The sequence below is a fragment of the Companilactobacillus mishanensis genome, assembly GCF_003946505.1.
Classification (GTDB): domain Bacteria; phylum Bacillota; class Bacilli; order Lactobacillales; family Lactobacillaceae; genus Companilactobacillus; species Companilactobacillus mishanensis.
This window is the reverse complement of record NZ_RHON01000001.1, coordinates 123,782-146,653: the sequence shown is the minus strand read 5'-3', so window position 1 is coordinate 146,653 and position 22,872 is coordinate 123,782. Positions and strand designations below refer to the sequence as shown.

General features: G+C 35.8%; 24 protein-coding genes. 7 read left to right on the top strand and 17 right to left on the bottom strand.

The genetic code is table 11. From position 1 onward, the window contains the following. The first annotated feature begins 71 nt into the window (after positions 1-71). Positions 72-224, top strand: coding sequence for an SPJ_0845 family protein (locus tag EKM63_RS11260; RefSeq protein WP_153381861.1), 153 nt, complete (start codon positions 72-74; stop codon positions 222-224). 203 nt (positions 225-427) lie between these two features. After that, positions 428-1,255, top strand: a complete 828-nt coding sequence (locus EKM63_RS00730; RefSeq protein ID WP_125702727.1) for an alpha/beta hydrolase — start codon at positions 428-430, stop codon at positions 1,253-1,255. A 239-nt stretch (positions 1,256-1,494) separates the two neighbouring features. Here the strand turns inward: EKM63_RS00730 and EKM63_RS00725 are convergent, their stop codons facing one another. The 5 genes from EKM63_RS00725 to EKM63_RS00705 form a co-directional block, all read right to left on the bottom strand. Further along, on the bottom strand, positions 1,495-1,875 hold the full coding sequence (locus tag EKM63_RS00725; RefSeq protein WP_125702725.1) for a hypothetical protein: 381 nt from the start codon (positions 1,873-1,875) through the stop codon (positions 1,495-1,497). A gap of 119 nt (positions 1,876-1,994) precedes the next feature. After that, a complete protein-coding gene (locus EKM63_RS00720) occupies positions 1,995-2,702 on the bottom strand; it encodes an MgtC/SapB family protein (RefSeq protein ID WP_125702723.1) in 708 nt (235 codons plus the stop codon). A gap of 77 nt (positions 2,703-2,779) precedes the next feature. Continuing rightward, positions 2,780-3,232, bottom strand: coding sequence for a low molecular weight protein-tyrosine-phosphatase (locus tag EKM63_RS00715; protein WP_125702721.1), 453 nt, complete (start codon positions 3,230-3,232; stop codon positions 2,780-2,782). 17 nt (positions 3,233-3,249) lie between these two features. Then, complete coding sequence (locus EKM63_RS00710; RefSeq protein WP_125702719.1) at positions 3,250-3,633, bottom strand: helix-turn-helix domain-containing protein; 384 nt, start codon at positions 3,631-3,633, stop codon at positions 3,250-3,252. A gap of 182 nt (positions 3,634-3,815) precedes the next feature. After that, on the bottom strand, positions 3,816-4,598 hold the full coding sequence (locus tag EKM63_RS00705) for an alpha/beta fold hydrolase (RefSeq protein WP_125702717.1): 783 nt from the start codon (positions 4,596-4,598) through the stop codon (positions 3,816-3,818). 159 nt (positions 4,599-4,757) lie between these two features. Between EKM63_RS00705 and EKM63_RS00700 the strand changes: the two genes are divergently transcribed. Continuing rightward, entirely contained in the window at positions 4,758-5,684 is a 927-nt protein-coding gene (locus EKM63_RS00700) for a LysR family transcriptional regulator (RefSeq protein ID WP_125702715.1), read from the top strand. A 46-nt stretch (positions 5,685-5,730) separates the two neighbouring features. Here EKM63_RS00700 and EKM63_RS00695 read toward each other — a convergent pair whose 3' ends face one another. From EKM63_RS00695 to EKM63_RS00685, 3 genes are all read right to left on the bottom strand, one after another. Further along, positions 5,731-7,326: an acyl CoA:acetate/3-ketoacid CoA transferase gene (locus EKM63_RS00695; RefSeq protein ID WP_125702713.1), complete on the bottom strand. Its 1,596-nt coding sequence runs from the start codon at positions 7,324-7,326 to the stop codon at positions 5,731-5,733. Positions 7,327-7,414: 88 nt separating this feature from the next. Then, positions 7,415-8,638: an enoyl-ACP reductase FabV gene (gene fabV / locus EKM63_RS00690; protein WP_125702711.1), complete on the bottom strand. Its 1,224-nt coding sequence runs from the start codon at positions 8,636-8,638 to the stop codon at positions 7,415-7,417. Positions 8,639-9,101: 463 nt separating this feature from the next. Beyond that, a complete protein-coding gene (locus EKM63_RS00685) occupies positions 9,102-9,854 on the bottom strand; it encodes an MIP/aquaporin family protein (protein WP_125702709.1) in 753 nt (250 codons plus the stop codon). 423 nt (positions 9,855-10,277) lie between these two features. Between EKM63_RS00685 and EKM63_RS00680 the strand changes: the two genes are divergently transcribed. After that, complete coding sequence (locus tag EKM63_RS00680) at positions 10,278-11,084, top strand: enoyl-CoA hydratase-related protein (RefSeq protein WP_125702707.1); 807 nt, start codon at positions 10,278-10,280, stop codon at positions 11,082-11,084. Between the two features lie 116 nt (positions 11,085-11,200). Here the strand turns inward: EKM63_RS00680 and EKM63_RS00675 are convergent, their stop codons facing one another. Both EKM63_RS00675 and EKM63_RS00670 read right to left on the bottom strand, forming a co-directional pair. Then, positions 11,201-11,641 (bottom strand): MaoC family dehydratase, encoded by a 441-nt coding sequence (locus EKM63_RS00675; protein ID WP_125702705.1) that lies wholly within the window; start codon positions 11,639-11,641, stop codon positions 11,201-11,203. Between the two features lie 713 nt (positions 11,642-12,354). Then, positions 12,355-13,224, bottom strand: coding sequence for a LysR family transcriptional regulator (locus tag EKM63_RS00670; protein WP_125702703.1), 870 nt, complete (start codon positions 13,222-13,224; stop codon positions 12,355-12,357). 98 nt (positions 13,225-13,322) lie between these two features. Between EKM63_RS00670 and EKM63_RS00665 the strand changes: the two genes are divergently transcribed. Together EKM63_RS00665 and EKM63_RS00660 are read left to right on the top strand one after the other, a co-directional pair. Next, positions 13,323-14,945, top strand: a complete 1,623-nt coding sequence (locus EKM63_RS00665) for a malolactic enzyme (protein ID WP_125702701.1) — start codon at positions 13,323-13,325, stop codon at positions 14,943-14,945. Between the two features lie 27 nt (positions 14,946-14,972). After that, entirely contained in the window at positions 14,973-15,935 is a 963-nt protein-coding gene (locus EKM63_RS00660; protein ID WP_125702699.1) for an AEC family transporter, read from the top strand. A 106-nt stretch (positions 15,936-16,041) separates the two neighbouring features. Here EKM63_RS00660 and EKM63_RS00655 read toward each other — a convergent pair whose 3' ends face one another. Then, on the bottom strand, positions 16,042-16,335 hold the full coding sequence (locus EKM63_RS00655) for a DUF1828 domain-containing protein (RefSeq protein WP_225418236.1): 294 nt from the start codon (positions 16,333-16,335) through the stop codon (positions 16,042-16,044). A 73-nt stretch (positions 16,336-16,408) separates the two neighbouring features. Between EKM63_RS00655 and EKM63_RS00650 the strand changes: the two genes are divergently transcribed. Then, positions 16,409-17,134: an alpha/beta hydrolase gene (locus EKM63_RS00650; protein WP_125702695.1), complete on the top strand. Its 726-nt coding sequence runs from the start codon at positions 16,409-16,411 to the stop codon at positions 17,132-17,134. Between the two features lie 38 nt (positions 17,135-17,172). Here EKM63_RS00650 and EKM63_RS00645 read toward each other — a convergent pair whose 3' ends face one another. The 6 genes from EKM63_RS00645 to dhaK all read right to left on the bottom strand — a co-directional run bounded on the left by EKM63_RS00645 (position 17,173) and on the right by dhaK (position 22,762). Beyond that, a complete protein-coding gene (locus EKM63_RS00645) occupies positions 17,173-18,375 on the bottom strand; it encodes a NupC/NupG family nucleoside CNT transporter (protein ID WP_125703434.1) in 1,203 nt (400 codons plus the stop codon). Between the two features lie 160 nt (positions 18,376-18,535). After that, a complete protein-coding gene (citX, locus tag EKM63_RS00640) occupies positions 18,536-19,072 on the bottom strand; it encodes a citrate lyase holo-[acyl-carrier protein] synthase (protein ID WP_125702693.1) in 537 nt (178 codons plus the stop codon). 270 nt (positions 19,073-19,342) lie between these two features. Next, positions 19,343-20,563: a lipase-like domain-containing protein gene (locus EKM63_RS00635; RefSeq protein ID WP_125702691.1), complete on the bottom strand. Its 1,221-nt coding sequence runs from the start codon at positions 20,561-20,563 to the stop codon at positions 19,343-19,345. A gap of 240 nt (positions 20,564-20,803) precedes the next feature. Further along, positions 20,804-21,172, bottom strand: a complete 369-nt coding sequence (gene dhaM / locus EKM63_RS00630) for a dihydroxyacetone kinase phosphoryl donor subunit DhaM (RefSeq protein WP_125702689.1) — start codon at positions 21,170-21,172, stop codon at positions 20,804-20,806. A gap of 3 nt (positions 21,173-21,175) precedes the next feature. Next, the gene (gene dhaL / locus EKM63_RS00625) at positions 21,176-21,760 is read right to left on the bottom strand and encodes a dihydroxyacetone kinase subunit DhaL (protein WP_125702687.1); all 585 of its coding nucleotides are present in this window, start codon (positions 21,758-21,760) and stop codon (positions 21,176-21,178) included. Positions 21,761-21,769: 9 nt separating this feature from the next. After that, the gene (gene dhaK / locus EKM63_RS00620; protein ID WP_125702685.1) at positions 21,770-22,762 is read right to left on the bottom strand and encodes a dihydroxyacetone kinase subunit DhaK; all 993 of its coding nucleotides are present in this window, start codon (positions 22,760-22,762) and stop codon (positions 21,770-21,772) included. Positions 22,763-22,872: the final 110 nt, after the last annotated feature.

Genomic DNA, 22,872 nt, shown 5'->3' with positions numbered 1-22,872 from the left:
GTAGGAAACGTACTATAATATAAGTAATTAAAAAGTAGTTAAGCAAACTAACCTGAAAGGGGCTGATACCAATGGGCTTAACAGTGAAACGTGAAAATGATTTTGGAAGTTTATTTGATAAGTTTGCCTCACTTCCCGATGATGTTAAAAAAAATGTAGAACGTGTAGATTCTGCAGATAAGAAATCTTCTAAAAAAACAGATGATTCAAAAGAAAACAAATAAATGACTTCTCCTACTTTGTTATATTTACAACCTGCCTGAATTGTCAATATTTCTAAAGTATGATTATCGTTAGTTCTAAACAAAACCCTTTTGATAATTTTAAAATGACACCTATCAATTAATTTTGATGGGTGTTTTTTATTTTGAATTCACATTGTAGTAAAATATATATGTAATCGATTCCAATAAGAGAGGGTAATTTTATGGACTTTATTGATAATAATTTTAGTAGACACTCAGAGGAAATGATTGAATCATCTACAAAGGGTCTGAACTTATTTGAACAAACCGATAAAGCAGACTATCCGTTTGCAAATATCGTTCTCGTTCACGGTTTAGCAGAACACTCAGGTAGATATGATACTATCACTAGTTTTCTTCAAAAGAATAATTTTAACGTATTTCGCTACGATCAAAGAAGTCACGGTAAATCTGAGGGGAAACGTGGCCATTTAACGAGCGTGAACAACTTACCAGACGATTGTAAAATAGTTATTGATATGGCAAAAACTCAATTTCCAAATCTGCCAACGTTCTTGTTAGGTCATAGCATGGGCGGACACACAGTTTTGAAAGTTGCTACCAATTATCCAGGCATAGTAGATGGCATCGTTGCTACTGACCCACTCTCAATTTCCTTTACTGATAAAATTGATGGTGATCCAGAGAAATACTTACCTAATCAACTCGGAAAAGGCGTAAATACTGATCCAAGAGTAACAGCAAAGTATAATAATGATCCAATGAACCTTAAAGAATTTACAGTAGGTTTGATGAATACCTTGATGGATAGTGCGGCAGACTTGAAACAAGACTTAGATAAAGTTGTTGATCCAATTCTTTTACTACATGGTGAAGCAGATGGTTTGATTCCCGTTTCAGACTCACTAGAAATTTATCAGAAGTTTTCATCCAAAGATAAAGAAATTCATGTTTATCCTTTCTTGATGCATGAAATATTAAATGAACCAAGTAGAAAATGGGAAATATATCAAGAGATTTTAAACTGGTTAAATAAACACAGATATTAATACAAAAGGAGCAAATTCAATTAAGAATTTGCTCCTTTATTTTCATATTCTATAAAATGTGCGTCTATCATGGGTATTTTTTTCTGGTTAAGTCTACCTTCACTGCTCGAGCCTTCACCATAAACATTCACTAAATCACCTTTTTTAAGGTTCTTTGTCTCTTTGGCTAGGTCGCTAAGATGGTAACTTACCAGCACAGGACTACTCTCTTCATCCTCGTGAAGATCAATGACAAGCTGTCAACCTACTTGGTCATTAGCAATGACATCCTTGATCTTACCCCATTGGTTAATGTACTTCCCACGATATAACTTGTTATTTTCACTAAGTTCGGTATAAGAAACATAGTCATAATCGTTTTGAACTTCTTTAAAATCCGACACCGAAAGTTGAATCTTCCGATCATCGTCATCAGCTTGAACCTTTTGAACTTTCTCAATAAAAGGCCAAGCCGAAGTAAATTCAATCCTTGATGCATTGGTAGAAATATAAATCGCAGTTCCAACAGTTAAAACAAATCCCAAACAAATTCCAACTCTGAATGAATTTCGCTTAACTATCATAAGCAATACCGTCAAAAGGACGATTGCTAAAAACATACTGAACAGAAAAACTAACATATATTTAATCACCCATTTATCTGATTTGTCCCACAGGAAAATACTTTACCAAAGTTAAATGGTGATTGCTAGTATTCTTATCTTTTTGATTAAGGTTAGGTGTTCAAAAGATTACAAAATTAGCCTGGTGAAATTGCTCGAACTTTTGTAATATTATCATTTCCTGATAAATCTTCGACCACATCTACATAGGTCATCTTATGAGGTAATTTTACCTCATAAACGTTGGTATAAACGTATTTATCGTCAATCTTGCTGGCCCTAAAACTCACATTATTTACCGTAATATCTTGTTTATCAAAATAGTCCGAAATAAATTTTTTGAAATCTGTTTTACTATCATATTGAATTTCTAAATTTCTTGTTGGACTGACAGAAACGATTCTTTTCAGAAAAGCAATTACACCATATACAACTACAAAACTGGCAATCGCGATGATATAGTTACCCATCCCTACTGCTAAGCCTAAACAGGCAACGACCCATAAACTTGCTGCAGTAGTTAATCCTTTGATGGAATGGTGTTCAACGATGATCGTACCAGCACCAAGGAAACCAATTCCACTTACAACTTGAGCAATCAATCGAGCATCGTCCGCACGAACTATGCCTTTATATTGTGGATATACCTTGGCTATTTCTAAGGCATCGAAGCCAATTTCTTTTTGTACTAAGGCAATAATACATGCACCCAAACACACTAATATATGAGTTCTTATACCAGCTGGACGATGTTTCTGCGCCCGATCCCATCCGATTACACCAGATATTACCGTTGCGAGCAGTAATCTTATGACTACAGTTACAGCATCTAAATGTAAAACCACATTGACCCCTCCCCTTTACTAAAAACATACCACTTTTCAGAAAATAAAAAACTTTCTGAAAATAAATTCCAGAAAGTTTAAGCTTTGACCTTCTCCAACCACTGAGGTAATACCTCTTCCAATTGGGTAAAAGTCCTATTAAATTTATGATCAAACCAAGGATCTTCAATTTCTTTATCAATATCTAAAATGTCATACGCTTTAAATATTTTTTCTTCAGTACCAGAGGGTGCCATATTTTTAAGATCGATTATGTTTTGGGCGTCCATTCCGACAATAAGGTCTGCATGTCGAAAATCATAATCAGATATTTGTTCAGCAAAATGCTCAATAACAGGAATATTTTGTCTTTTCAGTTCAGAAATTGCTCCTGGATGTGGGGCGTTTCCGATTTCATATGTTGACGTTGATCTAGATTCAACGTTAATATTCGATTTCAAATCCGCCTTGTTGATCAGATCATCAAACATCATTTCGGCCATTGGTGACCGACAAATATTTCCAAGACAGACAAATATTATTTCTTTCATGAACATTTATCCTCCTATTAAATCAAGCCAAGACGACGCTTAACGTCCTCCAACTGTTTCTCTAAAACAGGATCGCGTCTGCTTAATACATCTAGTGTACTGGCAGATTCTTCTTTTTTGGATGCAACAGATGATGAAGTCTTCTTGTCATTTTTTTTAGGACTGATCTTTTTACTAGTTTTAGATTGAGAAGCTTTTTTCGTAGTTGTTGCTTTTTTTTCTGTAGTCTTTTTTTTGCTACTACTCTTATCCGCTACACCAGTATTCTTGTTAAACTTTCTGACCCAAGCAGCTACTTGTTGATAAGATATGCCGTATTTTTCACCGGTAGCTTTATAATCATTATCGTTTTTTATTGCATATTGAGCTATTTCAGTTTGTTGCTCATTTGTGTATTTCATAATTTATCTGATACTCCTAATAACTTTGTACAAAAATTATACCATACTGATTACATGTGACATGATCATGATTTCAAGATTCACGTCCTTAATGGCAATTATATAAGAAAAGTGCATAAAATCTGACATTTATGCACTCTTTTATAGAAAAAGTAACGATTTTGTCTTACAAAAGTAATATTCTAATCGGAAAGAAATTCTAACATTTTTTCATTAAAGTAGTCCTGACGTTCAGACATAATTATGTGACCAGCTTCCGGCACGATCAAGGATTCACCGTTTTGACATAGTTTTGCGGATACGACAGCATGTTCTGGTGACCAAAACGGACTCTCACCGCCTGACATAAATAATACTGGAATATTGAGTAATGAGATCACATCTCGCCAATCTTGAAACGCATGATCATACAATAATGGACGATTCAAAGTATAATCAAATTTCCTACCTCCTTGTGCCTCTTTCACAGCTTTGTATGTTTCATCATTAATACGTTGATACGTAGTATGAACTGCATACATCCTTTCTGATGCTTTAGGAAAATTATCCCAATTCAAATCTAATAATCCATATGGCCAATCTGGTTCGGAAATCATTTTTGGTGATTGATCCACACTAATAACTTTGTGCAAATTACTGTCGCCATACAAGGAACAATAAGCCCAAATAGTAGCAGCACCCATAGAATTACCCATGATATCAACATTTTCCAAGTTCAGATGTTCCAGCAATTCGGCCACATCCTTACCTTGACGGCTCATCCTTAAGCCCTTTGTGGTGGTCTCTGAACGACCATGATTGCGTCGATCCAAATTAATGACACGATATCCATTTTGGCTCAATACCTCCACTTGAGAACGCCAAATTTCCTTGTATCCGGCATATCCCGTCATAATTAATATGGGTTGCCCCTTTCCGACATCATCATATTCTAGTTTGACACCATCGCTTGTAATAAATTGCATTTTTCTACCTCCTTTTTGACTAAAAAAATTAAATATTTTGATTCTGTGAAATTTCCAGCAAACTCTATTGTCGAGTGAATACTTTAATGAGATGATAATAGCTATTGAATAATTCTTTTTATATTATTTATTAGATTTTTAAATAGAAAGGTCATTTAAATGGATATACATCAAATTCAATATTTAATCACTATTGTTGATAATGGTTTCAATTTAACAAAAAGTGCCCGTATTTTACATGTTTCTCAACCTGCACTGAGTAAACTGATCAGTGAAATTGAAGATACAGAAGGCATCCAAATTTTTATCCGTGGTAAAGGTCGAATTACTGGTCTAACACCACTGGGTGAAGATCTGATTCGTCATGGTAGACAGGTCAGCTCCGACTATGATGACATGATGAAAAGTATGCGAGATAAAGCAACTTTGAAACGTGGAACCGTCAAAGTTGGTATTGCTCCCGTCATAATTTCAACTGTATTTAATCGAGCAATTCCGAAGTTTATCCAAGAAAACCCTGACATAGATTTACAAATTGTTGAAAAAGGTGCTTATGAACTTCAAAAGATGTTGATCTTGCAAGAAATCGACCTAGCAGTTTTGGTTTCACCCGCAACTTTTCCTTCTATTCAAGAACACGTTATTTATAAAGATTCAGTTGCTGTATGGTTCAATCAAAACCATCGATTCCACGAACGTAAAGGTCCAATCCCAATCGACGAGATCGGTAAAGAAAGAATTGTTACTTTAGATGATAGTTTCATGGTCACCTACCAAGTTAAAAAGAAGTTCAGCCAACGCGGCATTACACCGGATTTCTTTTTCCAAACTAGTTCTTGGGACTTGATTCTTAATATGTGTCAAGAGATGGAAAACACTGTCGGTATCGTCGCTGCACCCATTGGTGAAAATTACTCTGGTGATATCGAACATCGTGACTTTGAACCATATTTCCCTTGGGATATCAGCCTTTGCAATTTAGGTGACGTATATCCAAATAACCTAGTGAGATACACTCAAAAGTGGATCGCAAACTACTTTAAAAAATTAAACTCGAATGAAGAAGAGTTCATCGAAAAACCATAAAAAAAGCGGAAAGTCCATTTTTAATGACTTTTCGCTTTTTTAATTATTAAGCATTCACGTTAACTGATTCGCCAGGTTTGTTGTTTGTATCACCCATTAATGGTTCTTCAAAAATACGAGGATCCATGTAACGTAAATCGTCACTAATGATAGGTTTGAAGTCCATATGGTCTAATACATCCTTCTGTAGATCAATTCCTGGTGCGATTTCTGTTAATTCAATACCGCCATCTACTAACTTGAAGACGGCACGTTCTGTTACGTAATAAACGTTTTGTTTATTTTGATGTGCAACAGGACCAGAGAATGTGATTTGTTCAACAGCGTCAACTAATTTATTGAATTTACCTTCTTTAAGGATATTCAATTTACCATCTTTGACCTCTTCTTTAAGTCCAGCGGCCATAAATGTACCAGTATATACAACTGTAGGTGTGTTTTGAGTGATGTTAACGAAACCACCAGTACCGGCAATCTTAGGACCGAACTTAGATACGTTGATGTTACCTTTCTTATCTAATTCAGCTAATCCTAGGAAGGCGATATCAATACCACCACCATCATAGAAGTCGAACATGTATGGTTGATCAATTGTAGCTTCAGGTCCAATGGCACAGCCAAAGTCTCCTCCACCCATTGGTACACCACCGAATGTTCCGGGTTCTACGGTAGTTGTAATATTTTCAGCAGATCCTTCTTCTTTCAAAACAAGGGAAACTGTTTCAGGATACTTACCAATACCGTAGTTAACGATATTGTCATCATCATTCTTGAACATTGCTGCACGACGAGCGATAACTTTTTTGGCATCCAAAGGTACGTCAATTGCTCCAGCTGGTTTAACAACAGCTTGGTTAACATAATCTGGGTTAAATTGAGTATCAGTACTTTGTCTTGTCATTGATTCGTCTGATGTTTCTACAACATAATCAACTAACAATCCAGGAATTCTAATATCCTTAGGTTTCATTGAACCTTTTTTTAGAACTCTCTTAACTTGAACAAAGACTTTACCACCATTATTATGTGCAGCCATTGCGATTGATGTAGATTCAAGAATCAAAGGTTCATCGTCAAAGGTGATATTACCGTCTTCATCAGCATATGTTCCCCGGAGGATAGCCACATTAGGCTTTGGTACTTCATATGCAAGATAGTCTTCACCATGGATCTTCATTTTTGAAACTAGATCATCTTTTTTAGCAGCATCGTTTAATTTTCCACCTTCAACATCAGGGTCAACGAATGTACCTAACCCAACTTTACTAATTTGAATTGGTTTATGAGCTGATGAATCACGGAATATTTGTGACATAACTCCTTGTGGGAAGTTATAAGCTTCGAACTCATTGTCAGCAACTAGTGGCTCCAATTTTGGAGCAAGTGCCCAGTGGCCACCTACTAGTCTTCTTAACATACCTTTTGCGGCAAAGTTGTTTGTACCACGATCTTTACCATCACCAATACCTGAAGCATGCCATACTTCAAGGTTCTTTGGATGACCCTCGTTGTCAAATCTCTTACGCATATTTTCAAGAATTTCTTCAGCAACATCTGAACCTAGGAATCCCTCTAAAGCGATTGTCGCGTCATCAGGAATAAGTTCTGCGGCCTTTTCACTGTTTATAAATTGCACAGTCATCTAAAACACACCCCATCCTTTATTACTATTTGTTACAACTACTCGCCCGAGCCTAATGCTGTTAAAGAAGTTGCATTTAATTATTATTTTATGGTTTTAATTTCATCAATTGATCCAAGTCAACTTCTGTTTCATCTGCACCAGGAACTTCGAATCCGTTGATTTGTAAGAATTCACGACGGAACTCTGCATAACCAGTTAAATCAGTATTGAAGTTTTCTGGAGTAATTTTTGCCATTAACTTAGAAACTTTTTCTTGAATATCTTCACGTTGTTCCCATGCATCTGGACGTAGACGACCGTTTTCATCAACTTCACGACGGCCACCATAAACCATGTCACGGAATAGACGATCTTTATGCATGATTGGTGTTTCGTGTGTTCCTGTTTCCTCTTCAACTTTATAAAGTGCTAAACAATATAGAGGGAAAATAGGAATAACAACAGAAGCTTTAGTTGTTACGGCACGTGATACAGAAATCAATGCTTCACCATTGATGTCATCAATATTCTTTTGGATCTTATGTGATGATTCTTCAGCAGCATCTTTAGCAATACCTAAAGTACCTTCGTGATAGAAGTCATATGTACTCTTTGGTCCGATGTATGAGTAAAGGATTGTCTTGAATCCGTCAGCAAGAACGCCGGCCTTCTTCAATTCATTTACCCAAATCTCCCAATCTTCGCCACCCATGACGTGCTTTGTGGCTTCGATTTCATCTTCCGTAGCTGGTTCAACAGTTTGTTCGAACAATTTACCTTCTTGAAGGTTGATGTTTTCACCAGTAACTGGTTTACCAACTGTCTTGATTACTGAGCGCCATACTTCGTCAGGGTTGTCAGGATTTACACGTTTTGGTGCAGCAACTGAATATACTAATAAGTCAATTGGACCACCAAATTCTTTCTTAATATAATCAATAACTTTGTCTTTCATATCTTGTGTAAAACAATCACCATTGAAGTTCTTACCGATCAATCCAGCCTTTTCTGCTTCTTCTCTAAAGTAGATATTGTTGTACCAGCCAGCTGTACCTAACATCTTTTCATCCTTTGGTGGACGTTCGAAAGCAACGCTAATTGTATCTGCTCCTTGACCAAATGCTGCTGTGATACGACTTGCTAGTCCATAACTTGATGAACCACCGATGATCAATGCTTTTTTAGCACCTTCATAATGACCTTTGCCTTGTACATAAGCGATTTGATTCAAAATTTCTTGACGGCATCCATAAGGATTAACTGATCTAGCAACGTTACCTTTTAGCTTTTCGCTAATTTTTACCATTGTGTCTGTACTTGTATCTGACATATCAATTCCACCTTTTTTACAAAGAATTAAAATCATCTGGATCAAGTAAAAACGATTTACGGTTACCATTTAACATTTGAATATGAAAGTACTCGCTGATTGATAAGTTTGAGTTATTCAAATGTTTTTATAGCCGAGTCATTTAAACTTAATCGGTTGAATTTCTATAGATGGTAGTTAAGCATTTCACATATTTTTTTATGTAAGAACTGTTCACTATCAAGCTCTTTCATTTTTCACTTAACTGCCTTCACTCAGTAATGTAAACCTTTACACAAATCGAAACCAATATAACTTTTTTATTTTTTTCATAACTAAAAGTTATGGTGCCGGTGTATCAGGCACCTTCGTGAAATCGTGAACAATATATTATAAACATTAATTTTGACTTATCATTTTCTTGTCATCAATAAACCAAAAAAAAGATACCCAAGTGTCAATTAACTTGAGTATCTTAACGTTTCTATAAACCAAAGAATGCTTTATAAACGAATATTCCTAGTACACCACCTACGATCGGAGCAACAACTGGAACCCAACTATATTCCCAATGTGATGATCCTTTATTAGGAACTGGCATCAATGCATGCACGATACGAGGTCCCAAGTCACGAGCAGGATTCAAGGCTGGTCCTGTTGGACCACCAAGTGCAATAACCAATACACCGATCAATAGACCTACACCAATGTTGGCAATATCGATTGCTTGATGGAAGAACATTCCACGATACAATCCCATAGCACCGAATACCAAAATAAATGTACCTACTGATTCAGCCCAGAAACCGTTCCAAGAACTTCCAGCACCATCAGCAGTCGCAAATGTTGCCAATGTCAATGCTTGATCTTTCGATTTCTTATAATATGGCCAATATACTAACAATAGAAGTAACTGACCTACCATTGCACCCGCAAACTGCCAGATGATATATGGTAAAACCTTGTCCCAAGGGAAAATACCGGCACTTGCTTGGGCAATTGTAATAGCCGGATTTAAATGGTTACCTGAAATAGATCCAAACATCATCGCTGGGATCATAACACCCAAACCATATCCGATGGCTATAAATAACCAACCACCATTTGCTTGGCCAGGTTCCCCATTACCTGTAGTTCCTTTTAAAAATGAGTTTGCCACCGCACCATTACCGAATAAGATCAGTATCATAGTACCAAAAAACTCTGCTGCAAAACGCGCATCCCATGTTCCACTCAATGTAGACGCCTCCTTTTTAATATGTTAAGTAGCTTAAAATATCGAAAGGATAATTTGTGGTTATAGATTTCTTCAAATGTTCAGTCGCCAGACTTAACAATTTGCATAATACAAAACTATTTTGAAAGCGTAAACATTAATATTTTTTCATACCTACCATAAAAATATGTTATAGGTCGTCAAACACTCTGGTTTTAAACGGTTTTTAGATCAATTTTTATTCAATATTTCACAAAGTTTGCTCAAAAATAAATTTTCAGAGAATATTTGATTTCGCTGAATCCCCTATTCTCAAGCCTTTTCACTTTTTACATTATTTGAACTTTTTTCACAGTAAATTTGATTTTTACTCATTTATCGTTATTATTGTGGTTGAAAGTACTTGCTGGTGAAAACCAGACGAAATAAAGGGGATTACTAATAATGGCAAACTCAGTTACAGCAACAAAATACGAAAATGTTCTATTAGAAGAAAATGGCGGAATCGCTACATTAACAATCAACCGTCCAAAATCAATGAACGCATTGAACTCAGATACATTGACAGAAATTGGTCAAGCATTAGATGACGTTAAAGCAAACGCTGATAAGATCAAGATTTTGGTTATTACTGGTGCTGGCGAGAAAGCATTCGTTGCCGGAGCAGATATTTCTCAAATGAAAGATATGAATCCTATCGAAGCTTCAAACCTATCAAAACTTGCTCACAATTCATTCGGTAAAATAGAAAACTTACCTCAATTCACAATTGCCGCAGTTAATGGCTATTGTTTAGGTGGTGGACTTGAATTAGCTGCATCATGTGATATCCGTATTGCATCAGAAAAAGCTAAATTTGGTCAACCAGAAACAACACTTGGTATCGTTCCTGGATTTGGTGGAACACAACGTCTAACTCGTTTAGTTGGTCGTGGTAAAGCTAAAGAAATGATTGCTACTGGTTCAATGGTTGATTCAGCAGAAGCATATCGTGTAGGTATTGCCGAAGAAGTTGTAGCACCAGAAGAATTGATGAATAAAGTTAACGAAATTGCTTCAACAATTATGAAGAATGGTCTAATTGCTGTAAGCATGGCTAAATATGTTATCGATCGTGCCGCTGACCTACCACTAGATCTAGCCATCGATTTCGAAACACAAATGTGGTCACAAACATTTGCTACAGAAGATCAAACAGAAGGTATGGCAGCATTCTTAGAGAAACGCCACCCAAGCTTCCCTGGCAAATAAAGCTAATTATTAATTTAGACTCGAGTGATATCGAAAGATGTCACTCGTTTTTTTTGCAAAAAAAGATTTGAGGTCATCCAACACCTCAAATCTTTTTTTAATTATGTACAATAATATTACTCATTTCTGTTAGCTGGCTTCATGATTGCATGTCCATCAGTAACAATATCACCATCTTGATTTGTAACTTTTGTATCCAAAGTTACAATCTTTGAATCACCATTGTCCTTGATGTTAATGACTTTGCAGGTAACAATCAAGACATCACCAATAAAAACGGATTTATGGAAATTTAAATCTTGATTGATATATACAGCTCCTGGTCCAGGCATCTTATTGCCCAAACATGCTGAAATCAATCCGGCAGATAACATACCATGTGCAACTCTACCCAGATAATTTGACTGTTTGGCAAAATCATTATCCATATGGATCGGATTACAATCTCCAGTTACCTTAGCAAACGAATCTACATCATCATCGGTGACACGTTTGGTAAGTTCTCCAGTCATACCAACTTTGATTTCATCATCATACATTACTTTGTAATCATCCAATATATCATCTCCCATACGTGAACACATTCACATACAAGTGCAAAATGTTCTTATTAGATTATTATAGGTTCAATTTATTTTCAATAACAATATGTAAAAGTCATAGCAGCTATAACTGCTAGTAATGGAAGCCATAAAAACATACTGTGGTAAGTGTTTACTATATATCTGGAAAATAAAAATCGCTTCACAAAAATAATTATGGATATTGTGATTATTTGAGCAGATATTTACAAAAAAATAAGACCACCCCTGGTCTTATTTTGAATCATCAAATTTTTAACAAACAATGAACTATCCCCTAGTTTCGGTCAGTTAAAATTTTCAAAGGATCATAACGATCCAATTCTATATACAACAAAATGACTTAAGTCCCAAGATAAATACAATATAAATGCCAATAGATGGCACTTTCTACAACTTGGTATATACCAGTATATTCTTCATAAACTATTTTGTATAGCGCAAATAAGTAATATCTTATCATTTATATTTTTATCGTAGTTCGGAAAATAAAAATAAAAAAACCGTCACCTCTCGGTGACGGATAAACGGTCTGTTATCTGATATTGATTATGAAATAGATTATATAGGAGTTAGTATTGTTTTCTAAATCTGTTAATGTAATCATTTCTGATTACGGCTTTATACTACAAAATTTCTTGCCACTTTACAATTAATTTGAACTTTAAATTCTATATTAATGGTTAATTTTATAATTTACTAAAAATCTCGATCAACTTATTCATCAATGGCCCCTTCTGTAGAGTATGACGATAAATAATCATAATATAGAACGGTGGAAATTTGGTATCTATTACATTTAGTTCTTTAACTCCTGGGGCATTGACCAATGCTGTTTCGGTAATCAAACTAATCCCCTTATTTGCACGAACAAGGTCCAACAGTAATCGATAATCAGCTGTTTGGTAGACAACGTTTGTAAATACATTATATTTATCAACTAAATTGTCAACGATCTGACGATGCATTGAATTCTCGTCCAACAGGATTGCATCCTCATTTATCAAATCTTTCAAATGAAGTGTTTTGGGAAACTCTCTCTTGTCACTCGCAATAATCTTGAAATTTTGTTTTTTTATTACTTCATAATCAAAATCATTTTCATGTGGCAAATAACTTGCACCTAGCAGTGAAATATCCAAATCGCCATCATAAAGTTGATCTAATAATTCTTTTGAACCTGCACTAATTGGTTCTATTCGATCTAACATACCTGAGGTCTTCAATTTATCAAAGGCTTGAGGGACAAGATAATCACTAATGATCGGCGGAAATCCAACTTTTAATTTTTTTGTCTTTAACCGGTCAATATCCTTACGCATCAGATTATCTTCTCTAAGTATCCTATGTGCGTGTTTCATTAGCTGTTCACCAAAAACAGTCAACGTGACTGAGTTAGCATAACTTTTTCTTACTATTAACTCCGTTTCGTATTCCTTCTCCAAACGTTTTAAAGAATATGAAATAGTTGGTTGACTGACACCAAAATAGTTTGCAGTATCAGAAAAACTTTTTAATTCATTTAATTTTGTAAAATATTGCAAGTCTCTAATATTCATAATTCACCTATAAATTATTCTTATTAATTATATCACGTTTGACTATAATTTTTATAGCGGTGTATAGTCATGCTGTAAATTAATTCGGGAGGATGCTTATGACAAACACAGGATTTAATGTTCTAAATAACCCATTTATTAATAAAGGAACTGCATTTACTGCAGACGAAAGAAAGCAATTTCAAATAGAGGGACTTTTACCCCCATTCGTTCAAACTTTGGATCAACAAGTTGAACAAACATATGCTCAATATCAGATGAGAGATACCGATTTAGCTAAAAGATTATTCTTAATGGATATCTTCAATGAAAATAGAGTTTTGTTCTATAAGCTTTTCAGCGAACACGTTAATGAATTCATGCCAATCGTTTATGATCCAACCATCGCTGACACTATCGAAAACTATAGTAGATTATTCATCGACCCCCAAAATGCAGCCTATTTATCAATCGATGATCCCGACAATATGGAAAAGACTTTAAAAAATGCTGCTGACGGTCGCGATATTAAATTGATCGTTGTAACAGATGGAGAAGGAATTCTCGGTATTGGTGACTGGGGTCTGCAAGGTGTTGACATCTCAGTTGGTAAATTGATGGTATACACTGCAGCTGCAGGAATTGATCCTAAATCAGTGTTACCTGTCGTTCTTGATGTTGGTACAAATAATCAAAAGTTACTCGATGATGACTTGTATCTCGGTAATCGCCACGAACGTGTCAGAGGAGACAAATACTATGCCTTCGTTGATAAATTTGTTGAAATTGCTGAAGATACTTTCCCTAATATGTATCTCCACTTTGAAGATTTTGGTCGTGATAATGCCGCCAACATCCTCAATAAATACAAGGATAAGATTTTGACATTCAATGATGATATTCAGGGTACAGGAATCATCACACTTGCCGGTATCCTTGGTGCTTTAAACATTTCTAAACAGAAATTAACTGACCAAGTTTATATGTCATTTGGTGCCGGAACTGCTGGTGCAGGTATCACAAAACGTATTTTTGATGCCATGGTCGAAGAAGGACTTTCTGAAGACGAAGCACGCAAACACTTCTATCTCGTCGATAAACAAGGACTACTTTTCAAAGATACAGAAGGTCTAACTCCCGAGCAAAAACCATTTGCCAGAGATCGTAGTGAATTCAGTAATGCTGATGAACTTACAACTTTGAAGGCAGCAATGAATGCTGTACATCCATCTATCTTAGTTGGTACCTCTACACAACCAGGAACATTCACCAAGGAAATTATTCAGGATATGGCAGCACACACTGACCGTCCAATTATCTTCCCATTATCAAACCCAACTAAATTGGCAGAAGCAACTGCAGAAGATTTAATCAACTGGACTGATGGTAAAGCACTAGTTGCTACCGGTGTTCCAGCCGCTCCTGTTGAACTTAACGGTGTTACTTACCACATTGGACAAGCAAATAATGCCTTAGTTTACCCAGGACTTGGACTCGGTGCACTTGCAGTAAATGCAAAATTATTGTCAGACGGTATGATCAATCGTGCTGCTCATTCACTTGGGGGAATCGTTGACCCAACCGAACCAGGAGCAGCTGTATTACCTCCTGTTTCAAAATTAGATGTCTTTAGTATGACAGTTGCTAATGGTGTTGCTGAACAAGCAATCGAGGAAAACCTTAGCGACTCAAAGGATGGCGACAAAGCCGTTCAACAACTTAAATGGACACCAGAATATTAATTTAATTAGTCAAAAAGGGGAATTTTTATGGAAGCTTTCGTTACTTCATTAGAAAGCGTTGCTGAAATTGTAATCGTTATTGCATTAGGTTACTGGCTTAGAAACTCAGGTCGTCTCAGCGACGAATTCAAAGGAAACATTTCATTTTTAATTATGAACATTGCATTACCTGCATCAATCTTTGTCTCAGTATTAAAATATCTAACTCGAGACAAACTGGCTAGTCTTTCAGGCGGACTAGTCTTTGCATTTGCCAGTTTTGCTGGTAGCTATATCGTTGCATGGTTATTAACTAAAATTTTACGTATCCGACCAGGTCGTCGTGGTACTTTTATCAATATGTTTGCTAATGCAAATACTATTTTTATTGGATTGCCACTTAACATGGCGTTGTTCGGTACAAAGAGTTTGCCATACTTCTTGGTTTACTATGTTATGAACACTATTTCTACATGGGCAATTGGTGTTTTCTTCATTTCTAATGATGATCCAACTGTTACTAAAGATACAAAGAAAGAATTTAATTGGCGTAAACTTTTACCAGCTCCACTTGTTGGATTTCTAGTCTCTCTTGTATTCTTGTTACTAGCCATCCCTATTCCAGAATGGATCACAAAAACTCTAGATATGGTTGGTGGAATCGTTACTCCAATGTCACTGATCTACATTGGTATCATCCTAGCAGATGCCGGATTGAAATCAATTAGATTTGATCGAGATACAATTTGGGCATTATTGGGAAGATTCTTATTTGCTCCTGCACTGATGATATGCTTTATCATGCTTGGTGCTTCAATGGGAACTACAATGCCTAGTTTGGAGAGCAATACTCTGATCATCCAAGCTGCTGCACCAGGATTGGCTGTTTTACCGATCTTAGTTGGACAATCTCATGGTGATGTCGAATATGCAACAAACTTAGTCACAACATCTACCGTGTTATTCGTTGTGGTTGTTCAAATCCTTATGCAAATTGTTAACTATATTTAAACTGTTTTATTCCGTAGCTAAGCGAACCTTTAACCTTTTATTGAAGTCTTAGTTTAAAAACATTTAGAGACACAAAGAAGCTGTGATACTACTCACAGCTTCTTTTTTAATTGACTAAAATTCCCAAAATAGCCTGTAATAGTCTATCTTTAGCCATCTTTAATTCATTCTCAGGAACAATAACAAATAACTCTTTACCATGTTGTTTGACCTTATATTTTTCAAGGAAATGACTGATGACACTCTGAGAAATGTCATTATTTTTGACATACTTATGGACCTTTCCTTCATCACTCAAAGTGACCATACCTTTGTTTCGAATTAATCTCATTTTTATTTTTCCAAAATCTTTTATCTCAAAGGGAAATACTAAATATTCTGGTTCATCCAAATTGCTCACCTTTTTCTTCAATCCTAAAAAACAATACTTCTGCTATAATCAACGTGAAGATAAATATTTAGGAGGCACTAACTTGTCACTTATCAATATCAGTTATCGAACAAATTATTTACATACTTATTTTAAAACTACCGCCATTATCCCTGACACAAATGAGAACAACTACCGGACACTCTGGTTGTTACACGGGTATACTGGTGACGATTCAGCCTGGATCCGTCACACGAATATCGAAAAGTTGGCTCGTGAATATAATACGGCGGTCATCATGCCAGAGGCAAGAAATGCTTTTTATACCGACTCTAATTTCATCCCTTACTATTCGTATTTCGTGGATGAGCTGATTCCAAAAATACAGTCTCTCCTACCTATTTCTACACACAAACGCGATACTGCCATCGCCGGTTCAAGTATGGGAGGATATGGTGCATTAAAAATTGGATTTAAAAATCCCAAAATCTTTGGTAAGGTTGCGGCATTATCACCAATTACTGATATTGAACATTTTAGAAATAATCCTTCATGCCCAATGGCTCCAGAAACTTTTGATACTATCTTTGATAGTCCAGAGAAAATTAAAGTTAATCAACCATATAATATTTTCTCGGAAAACAATTCAAAGCAAAAAGTCCTAACCATCTGTGGTACAGACGATTATATGTATGAAGATAATTTAAACTTCAAAAATTTCATGACCGAAAAATTGGCATCTAACTATACTTGGAAATCTGTCAAAGGTGATCACTCATGGAATACTTGGACAGCAAATATTGAAAATGTATTCAAATGGATCCAATAGCACTTAAAAAGACGATTATATAATAATCGTCCTTTTTATTACCATACGAATAATCCAACAAAAGCTGCTGACAATAGCGAAACTAAAATACCTGAAAGTAACATATAACCAACATTTTTAGAAATAATATCATTTTTACCCTTATCAACTAATCCTTTGAAACAACCAATGATCATTCCCAAGGTTGAGAAATTAGCAAACGATGTGATAAAGACTGTCAGAACTGCTTTGAAATGTGGATCAAATTTATTAATAATATCTGTAACTTTACCCATTACAACAAATTCATTTGTAACTAACTTGGTACCCATATATTGCGCCATCTGGAAGGAGTCATGGCTGTTTAAACCTAGCAACCAAGCGAAGGGATACATGATAATTCCAAGGATATGCTCCAAGGTCAACCATGGATTTACTAATTGTAGAACTTTGTCGATCAATGCAGCTAAAGCAACGAAAGCAATAACATTCGCAGTGATGATCAAGATCAATTTACCTGCACCTAAGATAGAATCACCTAAGAATGAGAAAAATGGTTCTTTTTTACCTTCATCATCGTTAGAAATTGTTGCAACCGTATCTTCAACTGCATCAACTTTAACCGGATTCAATAAACTAGTTACTATGATTGCATTTATGATATTTATTGGAATCGCGGTCAAAATAAATCTACCCGGCATCATCTGAATATAGGCTCCAATAATAGATGCTGTGACACAACTCATAGACATCATCGCTAAAGTCACATCACGTTCAGGTTTCATTTTTTTCAATTGGAGGCTTGAGACTGCTAGTGCCTCAGTATTACCCAAGAACATCATTTCAACAGCAAAGAATGATTCAAACTTCGGTTGACCTGTGATAAATGATAATCCTTTTCCGATCCACTTAATTATAAATGGTAGAACTCCAATATAAGTTAATATGTCAAACAATGGAACAATCAGCAGGATCGGTAATAATGCACTAGTTACAAAATCCATACTTTTGACATGGACCCAGCTTGGCAAGGCAAATTCAATACCTACATACGCAACCTGGACTAGCCAATTAAAACCTTCTGCAGCTCCAGAAACAATGGCTCGACCAACATCAAAACTTGTCAGAAACCACGCCATTAAAAGATTCAAAGCAACCATAATAATGATTGATTTCCATTGGATCTCCTTACGTTTCTTAGAGAACAACACCCCAATAGCTAAGAACACAAATAGACCAATAATATTAATCAAAAGGTACATATTCATATTTATTTAATCTCCTTTGTTGTTTATACCCTCCAGTGTTTTTATCATATCATCAAAACGGTTTCAAAAAGCCAAAAATGCACATTTTAATAATTATAGAAAATTAACTATAAAAAAATAGAGAGATCCTTACGGCTTTCCCTATCAATATTTTTTAAAAATCAATATTGTCATTGATCAACTTGTCAATAAACTGACGGAACTCTTCATCGGAATGTGTTTGATTTGTAACACATTCTTTTTTTGTATTGTCGCAAATCATACATTTCTTTTCTGGTACGCCTAGTTCTTTTCTGGTGATTGGATCAACACTATCACCTTCAACAGTAAATACATTGATATCAAAGATGGCACCCAATGGTTTATCGGATTCATACTTGATTGCTTCTTCTTTTAATACTCCAGGATCTTTTTCGATAATAATAAATGCTTCGGGTCCAGTAGTTATATCCCATAAAATTTCTTTGACTACGTTGTAGTTTGAAAGAAAATCTTTCACTACCACATCAAATGTATGACTCAAAAATCTGTTGTTCTTGATGGGTCCTGGGATTGTCATTGTAATACTTACTAAAGCACAATTTTCTGGTATTTCGTCAATTAGAAAATTTTCTTCTTCAAGTCGAGTTCGCTTACTTTTTTTTATCTGTTCAGCATTTTGGCTAAATCCCTCAGAGAATACATTAACCATAAAATTACTCTAGTCGTTTAATTAATTCAGATGTAAATATAAAAATATTTGGAATTAAAATCCATAAATCGTTTATGTTTATTCTACCACGAAATATTCACTCAATACCCCTTATCTCATGAAGTTATACCAAATTTATAAATTTATTAGCACTAACTTCGATTCACTTAATGAAAAATTCAGGACACTACAATGCCCTAAAGGAGTTAGGGGGTGACCACCTTTAGGGCATTTAAGTTTTAAGAATTTTAATGACAATTCGTGATTAATTTAGAGTGCATGTAATTTGCGGACAATATTATCGTAAAATCCCACTATCGAGTTTCTCAATGATGATGCCTGATCATAATCTTGTAATACGAAATCTTTATGATCCCAGCCGTTTTCTGGATCATTGTATTGCCATTCACCAGTCTGTGAATCATCCGTCACATCATCACGAACAGCTGCCTGACCAATTGGAAATTGTGCAGATATAACCGGCACTTCTCCATCATTAGGCCACCATCTTGGATCATTTCCGGCAGCTCCAATAAATGCTGCGCCAATTTTGTCGACCTTATTCATAGTTGAAATAGGTACATAGCGTCCAAAAGCATTAGGTTTGGTTGCTAAACCTGAATACGTAAAATAATGAACATCTGGAGATAGATTGGTCCTGTTGTTGATAGCGGTTGCCCCATTCGATGTTAGATCGTATAAAGAGTTATCATTTGTGGACCAAATTCTACTTTTCAATGCGGTACCAATGTAATCGATCATTGATTGACCTTGATTTCTCGTTAATCCCCATTGATCAAGTTTATAGTCTGCTGATGGAACTACAAGTGGGACTTTTGCTCCAACCAGTGCACCGGTATAAAGTAAATGTCTTACAACTCGCAGATTTCCAACATCAGTTGCAGTTGGCGTTCCGTTAGATGGAGTTGCAACTGTTGTAACTGAATCCACCCAATTCTTGCCACCTTGGAAAAGCGAACTGGTTTGATCACCAGTGGCTTGAACTTCAACGGGACTTCCATCCCTGAGTAGCGTATCTAGTTCCCTGACAGTTTGGCCGCCCATCGAATGACCTAACAGATGCAATTTATTGGTGCCATCCCAGCTAGGATAAATGCCCTGAAATGTTCTTCCATACCTAGAGTGTCCATACTGGTCAGCATGTGCTTGACCGTAATCGACAGTTCCACCCTTTATGTAGTAGTACAATTCCACTGCTCGATCATAATCGCTACTATAAGGACTGACAGTGCCCTCTAAAGCATTTGGTCGATCAGACTCGGAGCCATAATTGAGGTCCTTGATCAAATCGGTAGTCTTTCCACCCCAATATAAATTGTCTCCGGCCTCACCTCGACCCCAACCTGTCAAGCCATTAACAAACACAACTGGATAGTTGTTGGAAGCAAAACTCTTATTATTAAAACTCGCAAAAGTAATAACTGCAAAAAATAGACCAAATATTAAGCTAAATATAAATGATTTCTTCATTGTGAATTCTCCTCCCTTCCTTTGAGTTAAAGAATACCTTATGTAAGCGTTTTCCACAAGCTGTTTTCACAATAATATCAGTCTATATTTATGAATAAATAATCTATATTTTGATTTATCAATCAATAAACATTAATATATCAACCTTACTGATTACATAAATAACAATATATTACAAATAAAAAGACAATATATTATAAATTAAACATCAATTTACAATATATTGTCATGGTATGTCTTTTATTTGATAATTAATGGTTTCAAACTATTTTCAATAGTCTCTAACGGTGAATCAATCTCAGCCAAAGTTGCCGCAGTATATGCACCTTCAACCAAAGCAACATCATATTTATGAACTACCTTATCGGTCATTTCCATGAACATTTCCAAATTCATCTTAGAACTACCAAGATCATAGAAAGCTAAGATTTCATCACCAATATTTTCATCAAATGCTTTTTGAATTTTCTCTAGCGACGATCCGATTGCATTTTCATCTGTACCACCAGCAACAGTAATTGAAAGGCTTGGCGCTGCTTCAGAAATTAAATCCTTCACACCATCAGCTATTTTCACTGAATGGGATACGATAACAATTCCATATTTCATACTTTAACCTCCGATAACTTCAATCAAAGATTCGAACAGATATGCACTTGATTGAGAACCAGGATCCAAATGTCCTGCTGATTTTTCTTCCAAATAACTTGCACGACCTTTGGTAGCAACCATATCCTTGGTTGATTCCAAGGCATCTGTAACTTGTTGGTCAGTCAACGGACCTTGTTTTAGATCATCCGCAATTGGTTGCCATACATCGATCATTGTTTTCATTTTGACATCAGATTGTCCACGACGTTTGATGCCATCGGCACCAATTTGTACTAAAGCAGACAAATCATCATTATCCTTAGCTGCTTTTGACATATCCAAGAAGGCAGTTCCATATAAAGGACCTGATGCTCCCCCAACTTTTTGGATCATTGCAAATGCAGTTGTTTTAAAAAGCTCAGATAAATCAACTGGTGTTTTCTTTGCAAACGCGTCTTTGACGGCTTTAGCACCACGATCCATATTTGTACCATGATCACCATCACCAATGGCAGTATCCAGTTCGTTCAGTTCTGCTTTATTTTTCTCTAACTTATCAACGAATAAATTTATCCATTTTTCAGCATCATTTAATTCAATTTTCATATTGATCTCCTACCATGCAATTGTTTTAACTGGTTCGTTAAGCCATTTGATCCATTCAGGGTCTGCCTTCATTATTGTCAATGAGATTCCGACCATATCCAATGAGGTGACCATGTTACCGACACGACTATAACTAACATTTATATTTTTCGCCTTCAACGCATCTAAAGTATCATTTGCGAAAATATATTGCTCCATTAATGGTGTTGCGCCCATTCCGTTGACAAGAATAGCAAAATCTCCTGACTTGTCAGAAAACTCACCGGTAATCTTTTCTACTAATTCTTGAGAAAGCTTTTTAGAAGGTTGAATTTTTTCAACTGAATATCCACGTTCATTATGAATACCAATTCCAAATTCGATTTCATCTTCACCCAAGTCAAATCCAGGATGTCCAACTGCTGGGACTGTTGCTGCTTTCAGTGCAATTCCGATTGTCTTTGTACTATCAACAACTTTCTTACCCAACTTTACTAAATCATCCAGTGCCATGCCTGAACGTGCGGCTGCACCAAGAATCTTCTCGACTAAAACAGTCCCAGCAACTCCACGTTTCCCTTGAGTGAATTCACTGTTTTCAACTGAGATATCATCGTCCACAACTATTGTACCGATTTTAATGTCTTCTGCTTCTGCCATTTCCTTAGCCATATCAAAATTCATAACGTCACCGGAATAATTTTTGACAATCAATAGGACACCTTTACCTTTATCAACGGCCTTGATTGCTTCATAAATTTGATCGGGCGTTGGTGAGGTAAACACTTGACCTGCGACAGCTGCGGACAGCATTCCATCTCCAACAAACCCAGCATGAAGTGGTTCATGACCACTACCACCTCCTGAGACAATACCCACTTGATCAGCAGACGCAAAACCAGCATCGTTTCTTACCACTGCTGTAGTACCAGGAATCTCTTTTACCAAATCTGAATTCGTACGTACTAGACCTGAAACCATTTCAGGCACTATGTTCTCAACATCATTAATAATTTTCTTCATAAGATCCTCCTCAAACAGACTTATATAACAAAACAATTATAACGTATAAATTATTTTTGGACGAATGATTGCGGTTTATGGGCAAAACACGAACATTTTGGTCTTTATTA

Coding starts and splice junctions, on each gene's coding strand:
- EKM63_RS11260 (WP_153381861.1), top strand. CDS start 72: ATGGGCTTAACAGTGAAACGTGAAAATGATTTTGGAAGTTTATTTGAT.
- EKM63_RS00730 (WP_125702727.1), top strand. CDS start 428: ATGGACTTTATTGATAATAATTTTAGTAGACACTCAGAGGAAATGATT.
- EKM63_RS00725 (WP_125702725.1), bottom strand. CDS start 1,875: ATGTTAGTTTTTCTGTTCAGTATGTTTTTAGCAATCGTCCTTTTGACG.
- EKM63_RS00715 (WP_125702721.1), bottom strand. CDS start 3,232: ATGAAAGAAATAATATTTGTCTGTCTTGGAAATATTTGTCGGTCACCA.
- EKM63_RS00710 (WP_125702719.1), bottom strand. CDS start 3,633: ATGAAATACACAAATGAGCAACAAACTGAAATAGCTCAATATGCAATA.
- EKM63_RS00705 (WP_125702717.1), bottom strand. CDS start 4,598: ATGCAATTTATTACAAGCGATGGTGTCAAACTAGAATATGATGATGTC.
- EKM63_RS00700 (WP_125702715.1), top strand. CDS start 4,758: ATGGATATACATCAAATTCAATATTTAATCACTATTGTTGATAATGGT.
- EKM63_RS00695 (WP_125702713.1), bottom strand. CDS start 7,326: ATGACTGTGCAATTTATAAACAGTGAAAAGGCCGCAGAACTTATTCCT.
- fabV (WP_125702711.1), bottom strand. CDS start 8,638: ATGTCAGATACAAGTACAGACACAATGGTAAAAATTAGCGAAAAGCTA.
- EKM63_RS00680 (WP_125702707.1), top strand. CDS start 10,278: ATGGCAAACTCAGTTACAGCAACAAAATACGAAAATGTTCTATTAGAA.
- EKM63_RS00670 (WP_125702703.1), bottom strand. CDS start 13,224: ATGAATATTAGAGACTTGCAATATTTTACAAAATTAAATGAATTAAAA.
- EKM63_RS00665 (WP_125702701.1), top strand. CDS start 13,323: ATGACAAACACAGGATTTAATGTTCTAAATAACCCATTTATTAATAAA.
- EKM63_RS00660 (WP_125702699.1), top strand. CDS start 14,973: ATGGAAGCTTTCGTTACTTCATTAGAAAGCGTTGCTGAAATTGTAATC.
- EKM63_RS00645 (WP_125703434.1), bottom strand. CDS start 18,375: ATGTACCTTTTGATTAATATTATTGGTCTATTTGTGTTCTTAGCTATT.
- citX (WP_125702693.1), bottom strand. CDS start 19,072: ATGGTTAATGTATTCTCTGAGGGATTTAGCCAAAATGCTGAACAGATA.
- EKM63_RS00635 (WP_125702691.1), bottom strand. CDS start 20,563: ATGAAGAAATCATTTATATTTAGCTTAATATTTGGTCTATTTTTTGCA.
- dhaM (WP_125702689.1), bottom strand. CDS start 21,172: ATGAAATATGGAATTGTTATCGTATCCCATTCAGTGAAAATAGCTGAT.
- dhaL (WP_125702687.1), bottom strand. CDS start 21,760: ATGAAAATTGAATTAAATGATGCTGAAAAATGGATAAATTTATTCGTT.
- dhaK (WP_125702685.1), bottom strand. CDS start 22,762: ATGAAGAAAATTATTAATGATGTTGAGAACATAGTGCCTGAAATGGTT.